Raw genomic sequence first — 19601 nt, forward strand, 5'->3', positions numbered from 1 at the left:
GCAACCCCTCTCGTAGACATCTTTCTTGAAAAGTTTTTTCAGCCGATTAGAAAGCTTGAGATTTGCCATCCCGTTCGGTATGATGGCAAGGAAGAAAAGGAGAATGAGACTATGACAAACGAAAAGAAGGATGAATTGGCGCTTGATTGTCTGCTGCTCGCGGGACAAATTATGATGGAAAGCGGTGCTGAGACATACCGTGTCGAGGATACGATGCTCAGAATGGCGCGCTCCCAAAATTTAGATGCCCAAAGTTATGTGACGCCAACGGGAATCATTCTTTCTTTAGGAGAAAAACAAAAAACCAAAATCATCTCTATTTCCAGCAGGATTACAGACTTGTATAAAATTGCCAAGGTAAATGAAGTTTCGAGGAAACTTACACTTAAAATAATAACATTAGATGAAGCCTATGACGAGCTGAGATTTATACAAAAAACTAATTATTTTTTGCCAATTTGGTTACAAATTTTTATGTCCGCGGTATCAAGCGCATGTTTTTTAATTTTGTTTAGAGGAAATTGGACCGATATGCCTGCCGCTTTTTTGGCGGGCGGAGCGGGCTACTTGGCGCTTCTTTTGATGCAACATTTAACGAAAGTGAAATTTTTCTCCGAGTTTTTCGCTTCTTTTGTCGTGGCCCTGGTTGCATTTTTAGCCGTAACATCCGGTTATGGGAATGAACTTGATAAAATCATTATTAGCGGTGTGATGCCGCTTGTTCCGGGAATTTTGATCACCAATGCCGTCCGCGATCTGATGGCCGGCCATTTGACGGCCGGTATTGCGAAAGGCACGGAAGCCTTTTTAACAGCCTTCGCCATTGGTTCAGGCGTAGCGATTGTCGTGGCAATTCATTAAGGAGAAATGATTATGGAATATTTGGTTCAATTAGTCTTTAGTTTTCTCGCAACGGCAAGTCTTTGTGTCATTTTCAACGCACCCGTTAAGGCCATTCCCTATTGCGGATTAGTCGGTGCGGCTGGATGGATGATCTATTATATCGCTTTGGAAGAGCAATTGGCGGAGGTCATCGCCGCTTTTTTAGGAGCCTTTTTTGTAGCAGTTTGCGCCCAAGGGTATGCAAGAAGGCTGAAAACACCGATGATTGTGTTTATTGTTTCAGGCATCATTCCTTTAGTCCCTGGAGGCCTGGCATACAATACGATGCGCTATTTTGTGGAGCAGAATTATACGTTGGGACTGGAAACCGGAATCCGAGCGTTTTTAATTTCCGGAGCCATTGCCATGGGAATTGTATTTTCTGAAGTCATCTTCCAATTATTTGTAAAATTTATGACGAAAGGAAGGACTTCCATGCAATCATTTATTCGAAACAAAAGAAGATTATAAAAGCTGCTCAAGAATGTGAGCAGCCTTTTTTTGGTTTAAGAGGAGATCAGTTGAGGGATTTTTTCGGCCGTGACCGGTTTGCTAATGAAAAATCCCTGGATGGCGTCACATCCATACTGTTTCAATAGTTGTTTTTGTTCTTCCGTTTCGACGCCTTCCGCAATGACTGTCAAATTCATGGATTTTCCGAAATGGACGATGCCGTTGATTAAACGTTGGGTTTTTTCCGATTGGGTAAGGGAACGTATATACATTTGGTCGATTTTCAATGTTTGAATCGGCAAAAGCTGCATGTACCGGAAAGATGCATATCCAGTGCCGAAGTCGTCCAAAACAAAGGTGATGCCTTCCTCTTCCAATGTACGCATTTGTTGAATGATTGATGTTTCCGCTTCGGCTTCCAATGCAAATTTTTCCGTAATTTCGATTTGGATGAGATGGGCAGGGCAGCCGGTTTTCATCAATGTTTCCAATATGAATTTCGCCATGTTTTTATCCCTGAATTCCCTTACCGATAAGTTGATGCCCACTTTCATTTCGATGCCTTGCTGCTGCCACGCAACCGCCTGGCGACATGCTTCTTCAATGATAAAAGAACCGATCTGGTTAATTAATCCTGTTTCTTCGGCGATTGGAATCAGCTCGTCCGGACTCACCACGCCGATCTCCTTGTCATCCCAACGGACAAGCGCTTCCACCGCATCAATTTTGCCGGTTTTTAAATCCGCTTGCGGTTGATACAATACTTTCAAATGATGCTGGTCCAGGGCAGTCAACAACCGCTTTTCAATAATCGATTTGCGGTTCAATTTTTTATGGTCGGCTTCCGAAAGGGATAAAATGTTATCCCCGCCGGCTTTGCGGACCTGGGCAATCGTTTCAAGGGAAGCGTTCATCAATTGGATGAAGTTTGATTGGTCTTGCGGGGAGCGGGTGATTCCTCCGCTCACTGTAATCGGCATTGCCCGATTGCCGATGTAGATCGGATTTTGTTTTAAATAAGTCAAAAATCCCTGGATAAACCATTCGCCAAGAGGCGTAATGACAACGAAATCGCTTTCGTTGATGCGGGCAAGCACACTGTCCTGGAAATAAATTTTTAAGCGCTTGGAAAATTCCAAAATAAAGTTGTTTTCAATTTCAACGTTATGAAGTTCTTTCAATGTATAGAATTTATCGATGCTTAAATAAACGAAGTAGAAATGTTGCTGCTCGGCGATCATTTCTTTTACAATTTCTTCTAGGCGGTGGACATTCATTAAACCGGTCTCTGTATCGACATAAGCGATTTTTTCCAGCTTTTGTTGCAATTCTTTTTCATGTGTAATATCTTGCTCAATCAAAATAAAACGATACTGCTGTTCATTGTGGGAATAAGTGGGGATGGCCGTCAAATGCACCCAATAGGTTTCGCCGGTCTTCTTTATTTTTTGGACATCCCCCTGCCAAATTTTTCCATTGTTTATGGAGTTCCAAATCGTATCGGCGATTTGCCGGCTTTCCTCGTTCTCAGGAAACATCTGCCAGAAATTTTTTCTTAATACCCGTTTTGGCGTCCATTTGCTTGTTTTTAAAAATAATGGATTGCAATTGATAATGAAGCCCTCATGGTCCAACGTAATCATCATAAAAGTTGAAAAAAGGCCGTTTTTTAAATCGTACAGTTCTTGTTCCGATTCTCCAAGAATGGAAAATCGCTCTTCCGGAAGGCAATAAAAAGCGATGCATGGTTCATTGTTAATCATGCATGGGATGATGATTAAATCCGCTTTGCTAAGTGTTTCATTTTTGTGCGTTAATTGTATATGATTGATTCGAAAACATTCCTGAGCATCCAATATGCGCTTCCATGTATTTTCGGATAAAGTAGATAATAATTGTTCCTTTAATGATCCCGGAGTTTGAAAATCCTGTATAGCATAACCGAAATACTGTTCACATATGGAATTCCAGATGGCAACTTGACCGTCTTGATTTAATGCAAAAGATGGAAAAGGAGCCTTCAAAAGCAAATTTTCTTCATAACTTTGCAATATATCAACATTCATGCTATTTTCTTCTCCTTGCGAATCGTTATTTTATACCATGTTCATTATAAATAATTTAAAGGAAATCGTCACCATAGTAAGTCCATCGTTTTTACAGAAAAATGCGATAACACTACTAATTACCTATTTTGATAGAAAAAAATTACATTCAAACATTTTGTTTAAATAAAAGGAAGTACCACGTTATGAAACATTTAAAGGGAATCAGTTTCATCGTTCTCGGTGCAATGCTTTGGGGAACGACAGGTCCATTGACGGAATGGGTTTTGAAAACCACGGGCATGACGGTGGGCTTTTTGCTCACTTTAAGGCTGCTCGCAGCAGGGATTTCCATTTTGGCTTTTTTGCAAATGACAAAAAAACCGATATTCGATCTTTGGAAGACGAAATATTGGAGCCGCCAGATTGTGGTTTACAGCATACTTGGCATGCTGGGGCTGCAATATTCTTTTACGACGACAATCCATGTGAGCAATGCGGTGTTTGCGACGTTATTGCAGTTTTTGGGACCGATATTTATCGTTGCCTATACGTCCTTGAAAGTCCGGATGTGGCCTCCCGGATACCAGGTGCTGGGGATTATCGGTACGCTGCTGGGCCTGTTTTTATTGTTGACAAATGCCAGATTTGAAGGGCTGTTAGTGGGCGGCGAAGCGCTCTTTTGGGGGTTCATATTAGGGATTACTTTTGCCATATATACTTTGTATCCCGCACGGCTGATGGCCGAATGGGGAGTGCTGCTTGTCGTCGGGTGGGGAATGTTGGTCGGCGGCATTGTATTGGGGATTGCCACATTCATTTGGAAAAGCAAGGAATGGCTTCTGCTTTTGGATTTCAAAATATTTTTGATTATGGCCGCTATCATATTCTTCAGTACCTTAGCCTTTGTTTTGTTCTTAAGCAGCATGAAATACATCAGTCCCGTTTTAACGAGCGTTTTGTCGACAATGGAGCCGTTGACGACCATGGTCATTTCATGGATGGTTTTTTCCACTTCCTTCGGTTTTTGGCAAATCATCGGAATTGTTTTGATGTTGACGAGTGTAACCTGGATTTCCGTGGCGAGTGAAAAAGCGGAAAATACAATAAAGGGGAAATGACTACATATTATAGATATTAATTATTTTATCCGTTTAGGGAGTAGAGTGTAAAAGATTGGGGTGGGTTTGTGAAAGCCGTTTTAAGTTATTTGAAGCCATATAAATGGTTTGCCATCATCGCGCTGGGCTTCATGCTGGTGGAGCTTGCCGCAGAATTGGTGCAGCCGTTGATCATTGCAAAAATTATCGATAATGGAGTCGTTTCGAAAGATTTCCATGTCATCTCCACGTGGGGATGTGCACTGATCGGGATTGCGCTGGTCTCTTTTTCAAGCGGAATTGCCAATACATATTTTTCATCCCATGCGGCGCAAAGTTTCGCTTTTGAATTGCGCAACGCCTTATTCAGCAAAATCCAATCTTTTTCCATGGCGACGTTTTTGAAATATCCGGCATCAGGACTGATTACAAGGCTTACGAACGATGTGCAGCAAGTCCAGAGCGTATTGTTCATGAGTTTGCGCATTATGCTGAGGGCGCCGTTGTCGGTGGTATTGAGCCTTATGATGGCGTTCTTCGTCAATGCAAAGATGGCGACGATTTTATTGATTGGGACGCCAATCCTTGCCGCCCTTTTATTATTGATCGTAAAGAAAGGGACGCGGCTCTTTGGACAAGTGCAAAGCAGTCTGGACAGGCTGAACCGAACGTTGCAGGAAAGTTTGCAGGCGATTTATTTGGTGAAGGCTTTTATGAGAAATTCCTATGAAATGGATAAGTTTCATCGGGTTGCGGAAGATTTGAAAATGGATACAATGAAAGCCCTCCGAATCATGGAACTGATGATGCCTTCCATGGCGTTTGTGTTGAATGTCAGCCTTCTGTTTGTCATCTGGTATGGCGCGCGCGAGGTGGGCATGAATCAGGCGCAGGTAGGGGAATTGGTGGCAGTGGTCAACTATGCGCTGCGGATTACAGGATATTTCGGAATGTTTGCCTTTATTTTGAACGGATTTTCCCGCGCCAAGGCTTCCAGTGAACGGATGGCCGAAATCCTGGTGGTGGAAGAGGGGCTGGAGAAGGATGTCGCACGGTCCCGGAAGGCGGAAGCGATGCCGGAAGACAAGGGTGCATTGCGTTTTGAAAAGGTTTCATTTGTTTATCCGAATACAACGAAGCCGGTGCTTCAGGATATTTCATTTGAAGTGAAAAAGGGTGAAAAACTGGCGATTATGGGGGCGACCGGCTCGGGGAAATCGACATTGCTCAGCTTGATTCCCCGTTTTTATGAACCGACGCGAGGGGAGATTTTTGTCGGCGGAAGGAACATCCGGGAGTGGCCGTTGAAAGAATTGCGCGGCATGATCGGCTATGTTCCCCAGAAGTCGCTTTTGTTTACCGGTTCGATCGAAGACAATGTGAAGTGGGGAAAACCGGATGCGGCGCACGATGAAGTGGTTGTTGCCGCGAAAATGGCGCAAATCCATGACACGATTGTCCAGTTTCCTGAACAGTATAAAACGAAAGTCGGGCAGAAGGGCGTCAATTTATCCGGCGGTCAAAAACAAAGATTATCCATTGCAAGGGCATTGATCCGGAAACCGCAAATTTTGATTTTGGACGACAGTACAAGCGCCCTGGATGTAAAAACGGAAGCGGCGCTGTGGGATGCGTTGAAGGGGACGGATGCGACAATGCTCGTTGTGACGCAAAAAATCCATACAGCCAAAGAGGCGGACCGCATTTTGTTGTTGGAGGAAGGAAAGATGGCCGCAATGGGAACCCACGAAGAACTGATGAAAAATAGCGGTCTTTATAGGCAAATCGCCCGGACCCAGGAGGAGAAGGTAGGTGAGGAGTGATGGAATTCATTAAAAAACCATTCGGATACGAACCGGTTTTGACAAAGGAAGACTTGCGCACCGCTGGAAAAAAGAAAGGTCCCCGGGCGGGCGATTGGAAAAGGACGCTTCTTTCCATTTGGCAATTGGTGGATGAACAAAGGGGACTGTTGATTACCGTTTTTTTGATGGTCATCATCAGTTCCGTTGCAGGGCTGTTGGGTCCCTTTTTGATCGGCCGCATGATTGATGAATTTGTGATTCCGAAAGAATTCCAACGGATGCCGCCATTCATCGCCCTCCTGATCGGAGTTTACATCGTCTATGCAGTGACCTTGTTTTTGCAGAATTACTGGATGGTCGGCATCGCACAAACGGTTGTTTATAAAATGAGAACGGGCGCATTCGGCCATTTGCTGAAACTGCCGATTTCTTATTTTGATAAAAGTCAGCACGGGCAAATCATGAGCCGGTTGACGAATGATATTGATACGGTGAGCACGACCCTGAACTCGTCGTTTATTCAAGTATTTTCAAGTATATTGACCCTGGCCGGCACCATTATGGTCATGCTTTATTTAAGCCCGATATTGACACTCATTACGATGATCGTCATCCCGCTCATGTTTACGGCGATGCGGTGGATTACGAAGCGAACGGGAAAACTGTTCAAAGCGCAGCAGGCGGTTCTCGGAGATTTGAACGGAATGATTGAAGAAACCATTTCCGGTCAAAGTATAGTAAAAGCTTTTTCCCGGGAGGAACATGTGAAGCGGGAGTTTTATGAAAAAAGCAGACAGCTGCGCAACGTCGGATTTTGGGCGCTCGTTTATTCCGGCTATATTCCGAAAGTCTTCAACTTTTTGAACAACGTGAGCTTTGCCATTATCGCCGGAATCGGAGGCATTTTTGCCTACCAGGGATGGGTGACAATCGGAACCATTGTGGTTTTTGCGGAATATGCCCGCCAATTTACCCGTCCGTTGAACGAATTGGCCAACCAAATCAATACCGTATTATCCGCCATTGCAGGAGCGGAGAGGGTATTTGCCATCATGGACGAGAAAGTGGAAGAAGATGAAGGGGAGCTGCCCGCAAATTATCAAATCCGAGGAGAAGTGGAGTTTCGGAACGTTTCTTTCAAATATGAATCGGAAGATAAAACCGATACGGTGCAGAATCTGAATTTCCATGTACAGCCAGGACAGACGGTGGCGCTTGTCGGACCGACGGGCGCGGGCAAGACCACGACCATGATGCTGATTGCCCGCTTTTATGATGCAAATCAGGGGGAAGTACTGATTGACGGCATCAACATCCGGGACTATAAACGGGAAACGCTGAGAAGGCAAATGGCATTCGTGCTGCAGGATCCTTTCCTGTTTGAGGCCACTGTCCGCGAAAACATCCGTTACGGCAGGCTCGATGCGACCGATGAAGAAGTGGTGGAAGCGGCGAAAAAGGCCAATGCCCATGATTTTATAATGAAGCTGCCCTATGGATATGATACGGTGTTGAAAGCCGATGGAAGTGAAATATCCCAGGGCCAGAAGCAATTATTGGCGATTGCAAGGGCATTTGTCGCCAATCCGGCGATTTTATTATTGGATGAGGCGACGAGCAGCATCGATACGGTGACGGAAATGAAAATCCAGGAAGCTCTGGAAGAACTGATGAAAGGCCGGACAAGTTTTGTCATTGCGCATAGGTTGAACACAGTCCGTCATGCGGATCTTGTGCTGGTGCTGAAGGAGGGGAGAATCGCGGAAGCCGGTTCCCAGCAGGAATTGATTAAAAAGAATGGCATTTACGCGAATATGTTAAAGCAATCCAAAGGAGCCGCCCCGCTGTAGGGACGGCTCTTATGACTTGAAAGCATGGGTGATCATTGCCGAAACTATTTGATGGAAAAGGTGTTTAACGTAATTTATGGGAATGGGGGGAAGTTTCTTGCGGCATGCGTTGCCTTTGTCTAAAATGTTAAAAGGACTAGAAAAAGAACGGGGTATTGAATCATGAACATAGCTTTTATGACCGTGTCTTTACCTATCGATGAAGAAACTTTTCAGGAAATCCAACAATTGTCGCAATTTGTGAAAGAAATAGACCGATGCGCATATGCCAAAGCATTGAATCTTTCACTGTTAAAAAAAGCGTTCAGCAGGGGGTTCTGCATTCTTGCATACGATGAAAACACGAACGCATTGGTCGCCTGTATAACAGCGGTGGATAAAATCGGTTTGGATACATATGAATGGTCAATGCTCGTCGATCCGATGTACAGGGATGCGGGAATCGATGAAACATTCCTCAGCCTTTTATCGAAAGCCTTCAAAGAGAGGCGGGCAATGGGGGAATTGGTGGCGCTTCATGCAAATGATTTGTACGGAAGAAAAATCCTAAAAAAATATGGATATACATACAGCTTTTCAGAGTCGACCTTTGAAGCGGAAGCCGAAATGGCGGAGATGCATCATTCTGCATACATAAGACCCTTTAATGAATTGACGGATTTAGAGCCGCTCATTGAAATTTATCGGGAAGCTTTTGGCGATTTAAGGGAAGAATCGTTGGAATTAATCGCTTTGAACAAGAACGGCCCGGGCAGGGTGATCTGGGTGGCCGAAATGGATGGGGAAGTGGCCGGAACCATCACGACTGTTCAAGAGGAATTGAATCAATGGATTACTTCCTTGGCGGTACATCCGCGGCACCGGAGAAAGGGAATTGCAAACGCTTTATTACATTGGGCAAAAGATTTTGCATATCGCAGCAGTATAAAACGGGTATTGCTGGATGTGGAGATGGAAAATGAAGAAGCATTATCCGTTTATCAAAAGGCTGGATTCCATATGTCGAACCAGCTTGATTTTTATGTGTATGGAGAATATTGATCCGTGAAATGCATGGTTCAAAAAGAGCGGATGGCGGACATCCGCTCTTTTTTTATGGAACGGCAGGATTGGGCTGAGAGAGCCGTACGCCGTACTTTTGTGAGGCTGGAGCGGCCGCTTGGGATGAAGAGTTGCCGGCTTGTATAGAGAGTTCTATCTGTACGGAAAGGGGCACCGCTTGTATTGAAAAAAGATTCCCCTTTGCCAAAAGAGCGGCTCCTTGTGCGGATAAACCTTTCACTTCCCAAAAACCCTTCGGATAATTTGTTTATTACTTCAGCAAATTGGCCAAGGAATTTTGCTATAATGTTTTCGGATAAAGATATGAAACTTTTCGGTAAAGGATGAAGCCGTTTATGGAAAAGGAAAAAGAAATCTCATCGTTGAAGCTGATGTGGCAAATGACGCGCCCGCATACGTTGACAGCGACCTTTGCGCCGGTCATTCTGGGAACGGTGATGGCGCTATATGATGCAGAAATCAATTGGCTGATGTTTTTGGCGATGATGGTGGCGTGCCTGACACTTCAAATCGCGACGAACTTATTCAATGAATACTATGATTTCAAGCGCGGGCTGGATACGGAAGAATCGGTGGGGATTGGCGGAGGAATCGTCCGCCACGGTTTGAAACCGGGAAATGTGCTGGCCGCGGCAATTCTTTTATACGTGTTGGCGGGGATCATCGGATTGTACATTTGCGCCAATTCCAGCTGGTGGCTGGTGGCAGTCGGCGCGTTTGGCATGGCGGTCGGCTATTTGTATACGGGCGGTCCGCTGCCGATTGCCTATACCCCGTTCGGTGAGCTGTTTGCGGGCGCTTTGATGGGGACGGCTTTTGTGCTCATCGCTTATTTCATCCAGACAGGGGAGATTACACCTCTTGCGGTGCTGCTATCCATTCCATCGGGGATTTTGGTCGGCGGCATCAATATGTCCAATAATATCCGGGATATCGAGGAAGACAAAAGAGGGGGCAGAAAAACGCTGGCAATCCTGATCGGCAGAAAGAATGCCGTACGGTTGCTGGCGGCGGCTTTTGCCGTTTCCTATCTTTGGATTATCGGATTAGTGGTTTCCGAAAGCATCAGCCCTTGGGCTTTGCTGGTGCTCTTAAGCATGAAAAAGCCGGTCGATGCCATCCAAGGATTCCAAAAGGGGGAGAAAGAGCCCCAATTTATGAGGGTTGCCATGAAATCCACCGCCATGACGAACACGGTTTTCGTTTTTCTTTTATCGGCCGGATTATTGTTCGGATATATCTTTTGAATAAAATCGCTTCCTATTGGGGGCGATTTTTTTAATAAATTTCTATTTGCAGAATTTATAATGAATATGTTAGTAAGGAAACAGTGACCATTAAGATTAATAGTTCCCAATCAAATGGAAGCGAAATTCCACTGTTACATGAGAGGCAAGAATGAATGGAACGATCAAGGCGGGTATGGAAACCGATGCATCTTTAATGAACTTTTTATTATCAAACAATAGGTATTCCCCTTTTTTTATTTAACAGAACTTATTGGAGGAATCTATTTATTGATGAGTAATTTTTAAAATTCTTAAAATCAAGACTATAATAATATTGACAAAATAAAAATTGGTTAGTAGTATCTAAATTATCAAAAATCTCAAATATTATCAGTGGATATAATATATGTTCCTTCAGTTGATGAAGGGTATTTTTATTGAATAAATTCCTAGTAAAACCATAAAAATATTTATTATACCTATTTTACTTTAGTATAGTCCAAAAGAGGGAGCTTTATGATCGAAATTCAGAATGTAACAAAGGAATATGATACAAAGAATGGCACTGTTGTTGGGGTGGACAATGTATCTTTGACCATACGGGAAGGAGAAATTTTCGGGATCGTCGGTTATTCAGGGGCAGGGAAAAGTTCCTTGCTCCGGTGCATCAATCTGCTGGAACGTCCAACAAAGGGAACGATTAAGGTGGATGGGGTGGATTTGACGAAATTAAAAGGAGAATCATTGCGTCGGGCAAGACTTAAAATTGGCATGATTTTTCAACATTTCTACCTCATCAGCCAAAAAACCGTTTTTGAAAATGTCGCTTTCGCTTTAAAAGCGGCAAAGGTTCCGAAAGATCAAATCAAACCGAGAGTGGAAGAACTGCTGGAAATGGTGGGGTTATCTGATAAAAAGGATGTTTATCCTGCGCAACTCAGTGGCGGCCAAAAACAAAGGGTGGCCATCGCCCGGGCTCTTGCCAATAATCCAACGGTACTGTTATGTGATGAGGCCACTTCTGCCCTCGATCCTAAGACAACCAAATCCATTTTAAAATTGTTGAAAAAAATCAATAAAGAATTGAACATTACAATCGTTTTGATCACCCATGAAATGGACGTCGTAAAAGAAATTTGCGATCGGATGGCGGTCATGGAGAAGGGAAGAATCATTGAAGAGGGCCGCGTTTATGATATTTTCGCAAGTCCGAAAGAGCAACTCACAAAAGAGTTTATCTCCAGCGTTATTTCTTATGATATTCCAGAAGCCATTCTTCTAGAATGCACCGGAACGATCGTGAAAGTGACTTTCAAAGGGAAAGTGGCTGGAGAGGGTGTCATTTCGGATACGCTAAAAGTACACCAAGTAGACGGCAACTTCCTACATGGATCCATTGAATATATTCAAGATGAACCACTGGGCATTTTTATAATGGAGTTAAAAGGGGAAAAACAGGAAATTGAAAAAGCCTTAAGATATATCGAAAACCGTGCCGCTCAAGTGGAGGTGATCAATTATGGAATTTGATATTAATCATCTAATCGAGCTGATTCCGGAAATCAATACCGCTTTTTTTCAAACCATCTATATGATTTCCATCGCTTTAGTTGTTGCTGTATTGATCGGGCTTCCTGTCGGGGTAATCCTTTATATCACGGATAAAGGGTTATTTATGGAAAATAAGTTTATACATAACATTCTTGGGTTTATCGTTAATTTGATTCGTTCGATACCATTCCTCATTTTGCTTGTAGCGTTAATTCCATTTACAAATTTTCTTGTAGGAACAACCATTGGGCCTACAGCTGCCAGCGTTTCATTGTCGGTGGCTGCCATTCCATTTTTTGCAAGAATTGTAGAGAGTGCCTTGAGGGAAATTGATAAAGGGGTGATTGAAGCGGCCATAGCATCGGGAGCAACCCCTTGGATGATTATTTGGCATGTATTATTGTTGGAGTCCCGTTCAGGCATTATCTCTGGTATAACACTCACATTAATCAGTTTAATTGGATTTTCTGCTATGGCGGGTACTGTCGGAGGAGGCGGTATCGGCGACTTGGCCATTCGGTTTGGATATTACCGATATGACGATACGATTATGATCACAACCGTACTTATTCTAATCATCCTTGTTCAAGTAATCCAATTTGCCGGTGATTTTATCGCCAAATTAGTTGATAAAAGAAAATAAAAAGAAAGGAAGAATGATTGTGAAAAAGTTTTTAGCAACATTTTTAGTCTTTTTAGTTGCGGTACTTCTTGTTGCATGCAACAGTAATTCAAGTGAAAAAAGTAAAGCAGATTCAACTTCATCAGAATCAAAAGAAATTAAAATTGGTACAACAGCAGGTCCATACAGCGATATGGTGAAGAAAGCGATTAAACCTGGCTTGGAGAAAAAGGGATATAAAGTTGAAATCGTGGAATTCAGCGACTATATCCAACCAAATAAAGCATTAAATGCGGGATCCATTCAGGCCAACCTATTCCAGCACACCATTTATCTAGAAAACTTTGAAAAAGAAAATAATATGGATTTGACAGCTTTAATTACGGTGCCAACTGCGCCAATGGGCATCTACTCAAACAAATATAAATCTTTGGATGAAGTGGAAGACGGGGCTACAATCACAATTCCAAACGACCCTACAAATGCTGCCCGCGCATTCAATACACTTCAAGATGAAGGGCTTATTAAAATTGATCCGAATGCAGATCCACTAAAAGTGTCTGAAAAAGACATCATTGAAAATCCTAAAAACTTGAAATTCCAGCCATTAGAAGCAGGGCAATTGCCACGATCTTTGGATAGTGCCGATTTGGCAGCTGTACCGGGCAACTATGCGTTGGCAGCCAATATGAACTTGTTGGATGCGTTGGCGTTGGAAAACATGCTTGATCAATACCGCAATGTAGTGGCTGTGAAAGCGGATGATGAAGATTCCCAACTTGCCAAAGATTTGATAGAAGTTGTCCAATCCGAAGAATTTGAAAAAGTAATTGATGCAGAGTTCGAAGGTTTTGGAAAACCTGAATGGATGAAAAACAGATAATTAATTTATGCATGCAGTCCCTTCGCTTTGAATGGGAGCTGCTTTTTCCGTTTCAAAAGGAAGCCGAACGGAGTTCTAGTTGCATACGGAAGAATCAAAAAAGCGGATGGGAAACCTCCATCCGCTTTTTTTAAACCTTAATCTAATCGTTTTTAAATAATTCATCAATTTCCTGAATCTCTTCCTTGCTCAAAGCAACATCGGCCGTTTTTAAGTTGTTCAGCACTTGCTTCGCATGTTTTGCGCCCGGAATAATGGCGGTCACGGCTTCCTGCGCCAAATACCAGGCGAGAACGACATTGGCTACTTCCACATTTCTGGCTTTGGCGATTGGACGCAGCCGGTCCACTTTTTCGACAACTTTGTCATAGGTCTCTTTTTGGAAAAACGGAGATTTTTTCCGGTATTCGGGAATTTCGGTGTCTTTCGTATATTTTCCCGTAAGCAGGCCGGAAGCCAACGGAAAATAAGGGATGAAGGCGATTTGGTGTTCCAAGGTGTACGGGAACAGCTCTTTTTCGGCCTCCCGATGGATCAGGTTGTAGTGCCCCTGAACGACATCCACATAGCCGTCCTTATTGGCTTCTTTCAATTGTTCCATGGAAAAATTGGATACCCCGATGGCCCGGATTTTGCCTTCATCCTTTATTTCTTTCAATGCGCCGATTGCTTCATCCTTCGGGGTATGTTCATCCGGAAAATGGATGTAGAGTAGATCGATGTAGTCCGTTTTTAAGCGGCGCAGACTTTTTTCAACCTCTTCTTTTAAGAAAGCGGGGGAATTGTCGTTTACCCGCTGTCCGTTTACGAGTTTGGGCCCCACTTTTGTGGCGATGATCAATTCATTCCGTTTTCCCAGTTCCTCGATGACTTCCCCGATCAGCTCCTCCGAACGTCCCAATCCATACCAATAGGCCGTATCAATGAAGTTGATGCCATGCTCGACGGCAACCCGTACCAGTTCTTTCCCTTCTTCTTCATCCAGATCCGGATGAATATTGTGCCCTCCGATGGCATTGGCGCCCAATCCGATCGGGTTTACATAGAGATCCGATTTCCCCAGTCGTACGCGTTTCTCCATCATTTTGCCCCCTTTTTTTAAATAACTTTACTAAAATACAAAAAATTTACAAGTATTTAGAACCGGAGAATATTTCCGGATTAAAATAAAAAGAAGATCATGTCGACAGGACGATGCCAAAACACCATTTGTCGAACGGATTGCAGCTTTTTGTAAATCAATAAATCGCATAAAAAAAGAACATACTGTTTCCGGGAATGATAAGACATTTTTATTGTAAACCGAGTTCACAAAATCCTTTTCATGAAAAGGGCTTTTTGTAAAAATTTGTCCTTGACTTTAATATTTTTGGAGCATAATGAAAGGTTTCGCAATATCAGCAGGAAAACATGCTTGGGTCAAGTTTTTCTGCCTATGGACATACTATGATATCGTAAACTTGGTTCACAAAATAAATATAGTGAAGAAATGGTTGTGTCGAAAAGGATAGAACAGGATTATTGTTTTGGAAGAAAAGTAAAATCAACAAGTTAATTGAAGGGGAAGGTAAAATCAATAAAAGAAAACGGTGAGTTTATCACATCTATTAATGTAAACCGGGTTTACGTTGTTATTCGTTTAATAAAAGGATTTGTCGAACATCGCAAAGGAAATGGATGTTATACTTTTATAGCAAAAAATCAGGTATTCAATAGGCTTTATCGAAAGGCGGCCATTGATTTTTTTATATTGATATATCTTGTTTGTCGCATTTTACCGTTCAAAGGATGGTGACGGTTTCACGAATGCCCATTTGTCGAATTATCTTTCCGGAAATGTGCCGAGGCGACCCAAGCGTTCCTGCAAGGATTCAACCGGGATAAACAATCCCACTTGCCCGTATCGGTCATGATCATATGTAGCGAAGATGATTCCGATCACTTTTCCTTCCCCGTTAATGACAGGGCTTCCGCTGTTTCCCCGATAGACAGGAGCATCCATCATATAGACCGGTTCTTCCCAATCGGAAAGCAAAATGGGCTCCAGCACTTTGCCTTCATTGGCAATGCCTGTGAAGGAAAGCGGGTTTCCGATAAAGTAGACCGGGTCCTTTTGCGGATATTGGCAACTATCATCAAGTGTTAAAAATGGCAGACCATTTCCGTCCACCTTCAGCAAAGCCAGGTCCACCTCGGGATAAGAGGCGACAATTTCCCCCTTATACAAGCCATCCTCGGGAAAAATGACCGTAATGGAAAGGGCATCATCCGCAACGTGTTCATTGGTGACGATCAGGCCGTCTTCAGAAACGGAGAAGCCCGTACCTTTTCTGTCTTCCGTCGTTATTTGGACGACCGCTTTCTTGTAAGTCCGGATCTCTTCCTGTGAGGAGAGCTTGGCGGAAGTTTTCAGAAATTCAATGGCCGGTATGGAATAAATTTCAAAAATTGCTCCAAAGGTGCTGAAAGCCAAAGTAATGGCCATCAGCCAGGCCAGGATTTTGAAGCGGCGGGGTTTTCGATCGGGTTCCTCTCCCGTTGGCCGTTGTTCCCGTTCTTTTTCCAGCGCTTCCTTTTGCGCCTCTAAAACGAGTTCAATGAGTTCTTCTTCGCCGATTTGTTTTTCCCGCCCATCTTTTTTCTCTTCTGTCATCCAACCACTCCTTCAGGGCAAATTCATTTGCCCGGACGGCTTATTTATCGTTAAGTCCATTCTCCAGGAAAAGAAATGTTGACAAAATACCTATAGGGGTATATATTATGTTTAAATAAAAAATCATTTTGAAAAAGCTTGTTTGTTGAAACGAAGATAATTAAAGTTTTCAAAAAGTTTTTTAATAACTATTACCTTTAAGGGTATAGAAAGCAGGAGTGGTGTGGATGAAAAAAGTGTTGATCGTTGGCGGAGTCGCCGGGGGGGCAACAGCCGCGGCGAGAATTCGCCGTTTGGATGAACAAGCGCAAATCATCATGTTTGAAAGGGGTCCCCATGTTTCCTTTTCCAACTGCGCCTTGCCCTATTATTTGGGCGGACTTGTAAAATCAAAAGAAAAATTATTATTGATGACACCGGAAAGCTTTCAAACCAAATACAACATCGATGCGCGGGTCAATCAGGAAGTCATTCGGATCCACCGCGATGAAAAAAAGGTGGAAGTGAAAAATCTGGAGACAAATGAAGTGTATGAAGAGAGCTATGACGTTTTAATCCTTTCGCCGGGGGCTAATCCGGTCGTTCCGCCTTTCGAAGGAGTGGATCTGCCGCATGTATTTACGGTGCGCAATGTGGTGGATATTGACCGGTTGCACCAGTTTGTGTCCGGATTCAATGTGGAAAGGGTCGCGGTCATCGGCGGCGGGTTCATAGGCGTGGAAGTGGCCGAGAATTTGAAAGAAGCCGGAAAAGAAGTGGCTTTAGTGGAATATGCCCCGCAAATCATGGCGCCGTTTGATGAAGATATGGCGCAGATTCTCCATAAAGAGATGCTGGATCATGGAGTCGAATTGATTGTCGGAGATGGGCTGAAAAAAATTACAGAAACGCATATCGAATTAAACTCCGGCAAACAGGTGGAAGCGCAGGCGGTCGTGCTGGCAATCGGAGTGAAGCCGGAAGTCAAACTCGCGAAAGAGGCGGGGCTTGAAATCGGCGAATTGGGCGGCATCAAGGTCAATGCCAATTACCAAACATCCGACCCGTCCATTTATGCCGTCGGGGATGCCATTGAGGTATACCACCGGTTGACACGCAAACCTGCAAGACTCGCCTTGGCGGGCCCGGCCGTGAGACAGGCGAGGGCGGCGGCGGACCATATTTATGGGCATAAACAAGAAAATAAAGGGGTTATCGGCTCTTCTGTCGTCAAAATTTTCGGCCTGAACTGCGCCGTGACGGGGCTGAATGAAAGGGCGGCAAAAGAGGCCGGCATTCCATACGACAGCGTCTACATTATCGCGCCGGATAAAGTGGGAATCATGCCAAACAGCAATCCGCTCCATTTCAAATTGATTTTTGAAGTGCCGACGGGCCGGATCCTCGGTGCTCAGGCGATTGGAAAAGGCAATGCCGATAAAAGGATTGATGTCATCGCCACGTTGATTACAATGGGCGGTACGCTGGAAGATTTGAAAGAACTCGAATTAACGTATTCGCCGATTTATGGAACGGCGCGGGATGTCGTGAATATTGCGGCCCTTGTCGGATTAAATGTTCTGCATGGAGACTACAAACAGGTGCACGTATCCGAAGTGCGCAGCCTCGTGGAACAAGGGGCGACGTTCATTGATGTCCGCGAAAAAAATGAGTTTGAAAGAGGGCATCTGGTGAACGCCATCAACATCCCGTTAAGCGAATTGCGCCAGCGGTTGGAGGAAATACCACGCGACAAGCCGGTTTATGTGCATTGCCGTTCCGGTCAGCGGAGCTACAATGCAGTGAAAATCCTGCAGCATTCAGGATATGCAAATGTCTACAACGTCTCCGGCTCCTTCCTGGGCATTTGTTTATATGAATACTTCAAGGACGTCACAACGGGAAGGGAAAAAATCGTCACAGAATACAATTTTAAATAATTCGTCAAATGAACCGTATTAAACCGCTTACAGTTGAAACTTCTCCTCCGATATGGCACAATGATATACACCCGAACATCGGAAACGTTTTCTAAGGTTCGAAAGAAAACGTCGCAGATTGCGTTCACGGAAGGACAAAAGCCCGGGAGATTGAGATTATGCATCTCTTGGGCTTTTTTTGCATGGAGGAATGAAGATGGATAGACATTGGCTGTCAGTGTACGCCGCTGCATTATTTGAAGTGTTATGGGTGGTCGGGCTTGCCCATGCGGAAGGTTTCCTTGGGTGGACAGGGACGTTTGTTGCCATTATCCTGAGCAACCTTCTGCTTCTTCGCGCCTCCCGGTTCTTGCCCGCAGGAACGGTGTATTCCGTCTTTGTCGGGTTGGGGAGCATAGGTGCGGTCTTGAGCGAAATGGTATTTTTCGGCGAGCCTATTCAGCTGTTGAAACTGATATGTATTTTGATCATCGTCGCAGGCGTCATCGGGCTGAAGCTGTCGACGGATGAAGAGGCAAGGAAGGGGCTGGAGTAATGGCGTGGGGAGCGCTGATTGTGGCAGGATTGTTTGAAACGTTGGTGGTGGCATCGATGAACCAGTTCGCCAGACGTCGGAGCTGGAAGCCGGTTGCGCTATTTGCGGGAAGTTTTGCGGGAAGCCTGGCTTTGCTCCATTTTGCGATGCGGACGGTTTCGATAGGGACGGCATATGCCGTGTGGACGGGAATCGGGGTTGTCGGAGGAACTCTGGTCGGAATAATTTTTTATCATGAATCGGGAAATTGGAAAAGAATATTATGCATTTTTGCCATTCTCATAGCAACAATTGGATTAAAATTGATAGAGGGGTAAATACTAAGGTCGATTTAGAATAGGATTAGGGGGATCGGATTGACAAGGCATCATTATTTTTTTGCGGTGAAATTGCCGAAGGAGACAAAGGAATTTTTATATGAATGGATTCAAACAAGAAAAGAAGGGTTTCCGTTTGCCCGTTGGGTGCATCCGGAAGATTACCACATCACCCTCGCCTTTCTGGGGTTTGCAGAGAAACCGAAGCTTGAGCGGGTGATGGAAAAGCTGAAGCCCATTTTGGAAAAAGAAGCTTCGTTCACCCTCACGTTGAATTCCTTGGGCGTTTTCGGACCGAAAAAAGAGCCGCGAATTTTTTGGGCGGATGTGGAACCGTCGGAACAGCTTTTTGCGATACAAAAAGAGGTTTTCGAGCAGTGTGTGGAAACGGGGTTCGAATTGGATAAAAAGCCTTTCCGTCCGCATATTACGCTGGCGAGAAAGTGGGACAGCCTGAATGCTTTTGACACCAAAACCTTGGTCCCGATCCGGGAGGAAGATGGAAAAACTTTTTCCTTTAACGTAAAGGAAATCGTCCTTTATGAAACCCATCTAAAACAAACGCCGAAATATTACGAATATGCAACGTTTCCATTGGCGGTTCCGGGAGGATGAAGACATGCATAAGCCGGCTCCGGATTTAATACGATAGGAATAAGAAATGCGGAAGGGCGGCTAATAAATTGAGACAAGCA

At 44.1% G+C, this 19601-nt stretch carries 17 protein-coding genes; 14 read left to right on the forward strand and 3 right to left on the reverse strand.

Translation table 11 applies throughout. The features are described from left to right. Positions 1-111: 111 nt before the first annotated feature. Positions 112-861 (forward strand): threonine/serine exporter family protein, encoded by a 750-nt coding sequence (locus tag FKZ59_RS02280; protein WP_141601115.1) that lies wholly within the window; start codon positions 112-114, stop codon positions 859-861. A 12-nt stretch (positions 862-873) separates the two neighbouring features. Beyond that, positions 874-1353 carry a threonine/serine exporter family protein gene (locus FKZ59_RS02285; RefSeq protein ID WP_141601116.1) on the forward strand — a complete coding sequence of 160 codons (480 nt, stop codon included), beginning with the start codon at positions 874-876 and terminating at the stop codon, positions 1351-1353. Positions 1354-1388: 35 nt separating this feature from the next. On the opposite strand, the gene FKZ59_RS02290 is transcribed toward FKZ59_RS02285, so the two are convergent. After that, on the reverse strand, positions 1389-3401 hold the full coding sequence (locus FKZ59_RS02290) for a GGDEF domain-containing phosphodiesterase (RefSeq protein WP_141601117.1): 2013 nt from the start codon (positions 3399-3401) through the stop codon (positions 1389-1391). A gap of 185 nt (positions 3402-3586) precedes the next feature. Here FKZ59_RS02290 and FKZ59_RS02295 point away from each other — a divergent pair, with 185 nt between their 5' ends. From FKZ59_RS02295 to FKZ59_RS02330, 8 genes are all read left to right on the forward strand, one after another. After that, positions 3587-4501: a DMT family transporter gene (locus tag FKZ59_RS02295; protein WP_141601118.1), complete on the forward strand. Its 915-nt coding sequence runs from the start codon at positions 3587-3589 to the stop codon at positions 4499-4501. A 68-nt stretch (positions 4502-4569) separates the two neighbouring features. After that, positions 4570-6303, forward strand: a complete 1734-nt coding sequence (locus FKZ59_RS02300) for an ABC transporter ATP-binding protein (RefSeq protein ID WP_141601119.1) — start codon at positions 4570-4572, stop codon at positions 6301-6303. Continuing rightward, positions 6303-8135 carry an ABC transporter ATP-binding protein gene (locus tag FKZ59_RS02305; protein WP_141601120.1) on the forward strand — a complete coding sequence of 611 codons (1833 nt, stop codon included), beginning with the start codon at positions 6303-6305 and terminating at the stop codon, positions 8133-8135. Before FKZ59_RS02300 ends, FKZ59_RS02305 begins: the two co-directional genes overlap by 1 nt. A gap of 162 nt (positions 8136-8297) precedes the next feature. Then, positions 8298-9176: a GNAT family N-acetyltransferase gene (locus tag FKZ59_RS02310; protein ID WP_141601121.1), complete on the forward strand. Its 879-nt coding sequence runs from the start codon at positions 8298-8300 to the stop codon at positions 9174-9176. A gap of 356 nt (positions 9177-9532) precedes the next feature. Further along, positions 9533-10444: a 1,4-dihydroxy-2-naphthoate polyprenyltransferase gene (locus tag FKZ59_RS02315; protein ID WP_141601122.1), complete on the forward strand. Its 912-nt coding sequence runs from the start codon at positions 9533-9535 to the stop codon at positions 10442-10444. 498 nt (positions 10445-10942) lie between these two features. Beyond that, positions 10943-11956: a methionine ABC transporter ATP-binding protein gene (locus FKZ59_RS02320; RefSeq protein WP_141601123.1), complete on the forward strand. Its 1014-nt coding sequence runs from the start codon at positions 10943-10945 to the stop codon at positions 11954-11956. Continuing rightward, complete coding sequence (locus FKZ59_RS02325; protein ID WP_141601124.1) at positions 11946-12620, forward strand: methionine ABC transporter permease; 675 nt, start codon at positions 11946-11948, stop codon at positions 12618-12620. The genes FKZ59_RS02320 and FKZ59_RS02325 overlap by 11 nt, the downstream gene beginning before the upstream one ends. 13 nt (positions 12621-12633) lie before the next feature. Further along, entirely contained in the window at positions 12634-13482 is an 849-nt protein-coding gene (locus FKZ59_RS02330; protein WP_141601125.1) for a MetQ/NlpA family ABC transporter substrate-binding protein, read from the forward strand. 142 nt (positions 13483-13624) lie between these two features. Here the strand turns inward: FKZ59_RS02330 and FKZ59_RS02335 are convergent, their stop codons facing one another. Then, a complete protein-coding gene (locus FKZ59_RS02335) occupies positions 13625-14563 on the reverse strand; it encodes an aldo/keto reductase (protein ID WP_141601126.1) in 939 nt (312 codons plus the stop codon). A gap of 741 nt (positions 14564-15304) precedes the next feature. Next, a complete protein-coding gene (locus tag FKZ59_RS02340; protein ID WP_141601127.1) occupies positions 15305-16135 on the reverse strand; it encodes a S1C family serine protease in 831 nt (276 codons plus the stop codon). A gap of 227 nt (positions 16136-16362) precedes the next feature. Here FKZ59_RS02340 and FKZ59_RS02345 point away from each other — a divergent pair, with 227 nt between their 5' ends. The 4 genes from FKZ59_RS02345 to thpR all read left to right on the forward strand — a co-directional run bounded on the left by FKZ59_RS02345 (position 16363) and on the right by thpR (position 19521). Next, positions 16363-18054: an FAD-dependent oxidoreductase gene (locus tag FKZ59_RS02345; protein WP_141601128.1), complete on the forward strand. Its 1692-nt coding sequence runs from the start codon at positions 16363-16365 to the stop codon at positions 18052-18054. A gap of 196 nt (positions 18055-18250) precedes the next feature. Beyond that, positions 18251-18589, forward strand: coding sequence for a DMT family transporter (locus tag FKZ59_RS02350; protein WP_141601129.1), 339 nt, complete (start codon positions 18251-18253; stop codon positions 18587-18589). Continuing rightward, positions 18589-18906: a DMT family transporter gene (locus FKZ59_RS02355; RefSeq protein ID WP_141601130.1), complete on the forward strand. Its 318-nt coding sequence runs from the start codon at positions 18589-18591 to the stop codon at positions 18904-18906. The genes FKZ59_RS02350 and FKZ59_RS02355 overlap by 1 nt, the downstream gene beginning before the upstream one ends. Before the next feature lie 39 nt (positions 18907-18945). Further along, complete coding sequence (thpR, locus tag FKZ59_RS02360) at positions 18946-19521, forward strand: RNA 2',3'-cyclic phosphodiesterase (RefSeq protein WP_141601131.1); 576 nt, start codon at positions 18946-18948, stop codon at positions 19519-19521. Positions 19522-19601 lie beyond the last annotated feature (80 nt).

The organism is Ureibacillus terrenus, from assembly GCF_006569205.1.
In the GTDB taxonomy this organism is placed as follows: Bacteria; Bacillota; Bacilli; order Bacillales_A; family Planococcaceae; genus Ureibacillus; species Ureibacillus terrenus.

Coding starts and splice junctions, on each gene's coding strand:
- FKZ59_RS02280 (WP_141601115.1), top strand. CDS start 112: ATGACAAACGAAAAGAAGGATGAATTGGCGCTTGATTGTCTGCTGCTC.
- FKZ59_RS02285 (WP_141601116.1), top strand. CDS start 874: ATGGAATATTTGGTTCAATTAGTCTTTAGTTTTCTCGCAACGGCAAGT.
- FKZ59_RS02290 (WP_141601117.1), bottom strand. CDS start 3,401: ATGAATGTTGATATATTGCAAAGTTATGAAGAAAATTTGCTTTTGAAG.
- FKZ59_RS02295 (WP_141601118.1), top strand. CDS start 3,587: ATGAAACATTTAAAGGGAATCAGTTTCATCGTTCTCGGTGCAATGCTT.
- FKZ59_RS02305 (WP_141601120.1), top strand. CDS start 6,303: ATGGAATTCATTAAAAAACCATTCGGATACGAACCGGTTTTGACAAAG.
- FKZ59_RS02310 (WP_141601121.1), top strand. CDS start 8,298: ATGAACATAGCTTTTATGACCGTGTCTTTACCTATCGATGAAGAAACT.
- FKZ59_RS02315 (WP_141601122.1), top strand. CDS start 9,533: ATGGAAAAGGAAAAAGAAATCTCATCGTTGAAGCTGATGTGGCAAATG.
- FKZ59_RS02320 (WP_141601123.1), top strand. CDS start 10,943: ATGATCGAAATTCAGAATGTAACAAAGGAATATGATACAAAGAATGGC.
- FKZ59_RS02325 (WP_141601124.1), top strand. CDS start 11,946: ATGGAATTTGATATTAATCATCTAATCGAGCTGATTCCGGAAATCAAT.
- FKZ59_RS02330 (WP_141601125.1), top strand. CDS start 12,634: ATGATTGTGAAAAAGTTTTTAGCAACATTTTTAGTCTTTTTAGTTGCG.
- FKZ59_RS02335 (WP_141601126.1), bottom strand. CDS start 14,563: ATGGAGAAACGCGTACGACTGGGGAAATCGGATCTCTATGTAAACCCG.
- FKZ59_RS02340 (WP_141601127.1), bottom strand. CDS start 16,135: ATGACAGAAGAGAAAAAAGATGGGCGGGAAAAACAAATCGGCGAAGAA.
- FKZ59_RS02345 (WP_141601128.1), top strand. CDS start 16,363: ATGAAAAAAGTGTTGATCGTTGGCGGAGTCGCCGGGGGGGCAACAGCC.
- FKZ59_RS02350 (WP_141601129.1), top strand. CDS start 18,251: ATGGATAGACATTGGCTGTCAGTGTACGCCGCTGCATTATTTGAAGTG.
- FKZ59_RS02355 (WP_141601130.1), top strand. CDS start 18,589: ATGGCGTGGGGAGCGCTGATTGTGGCAGGATTGTTTGAAACGTTGGTG.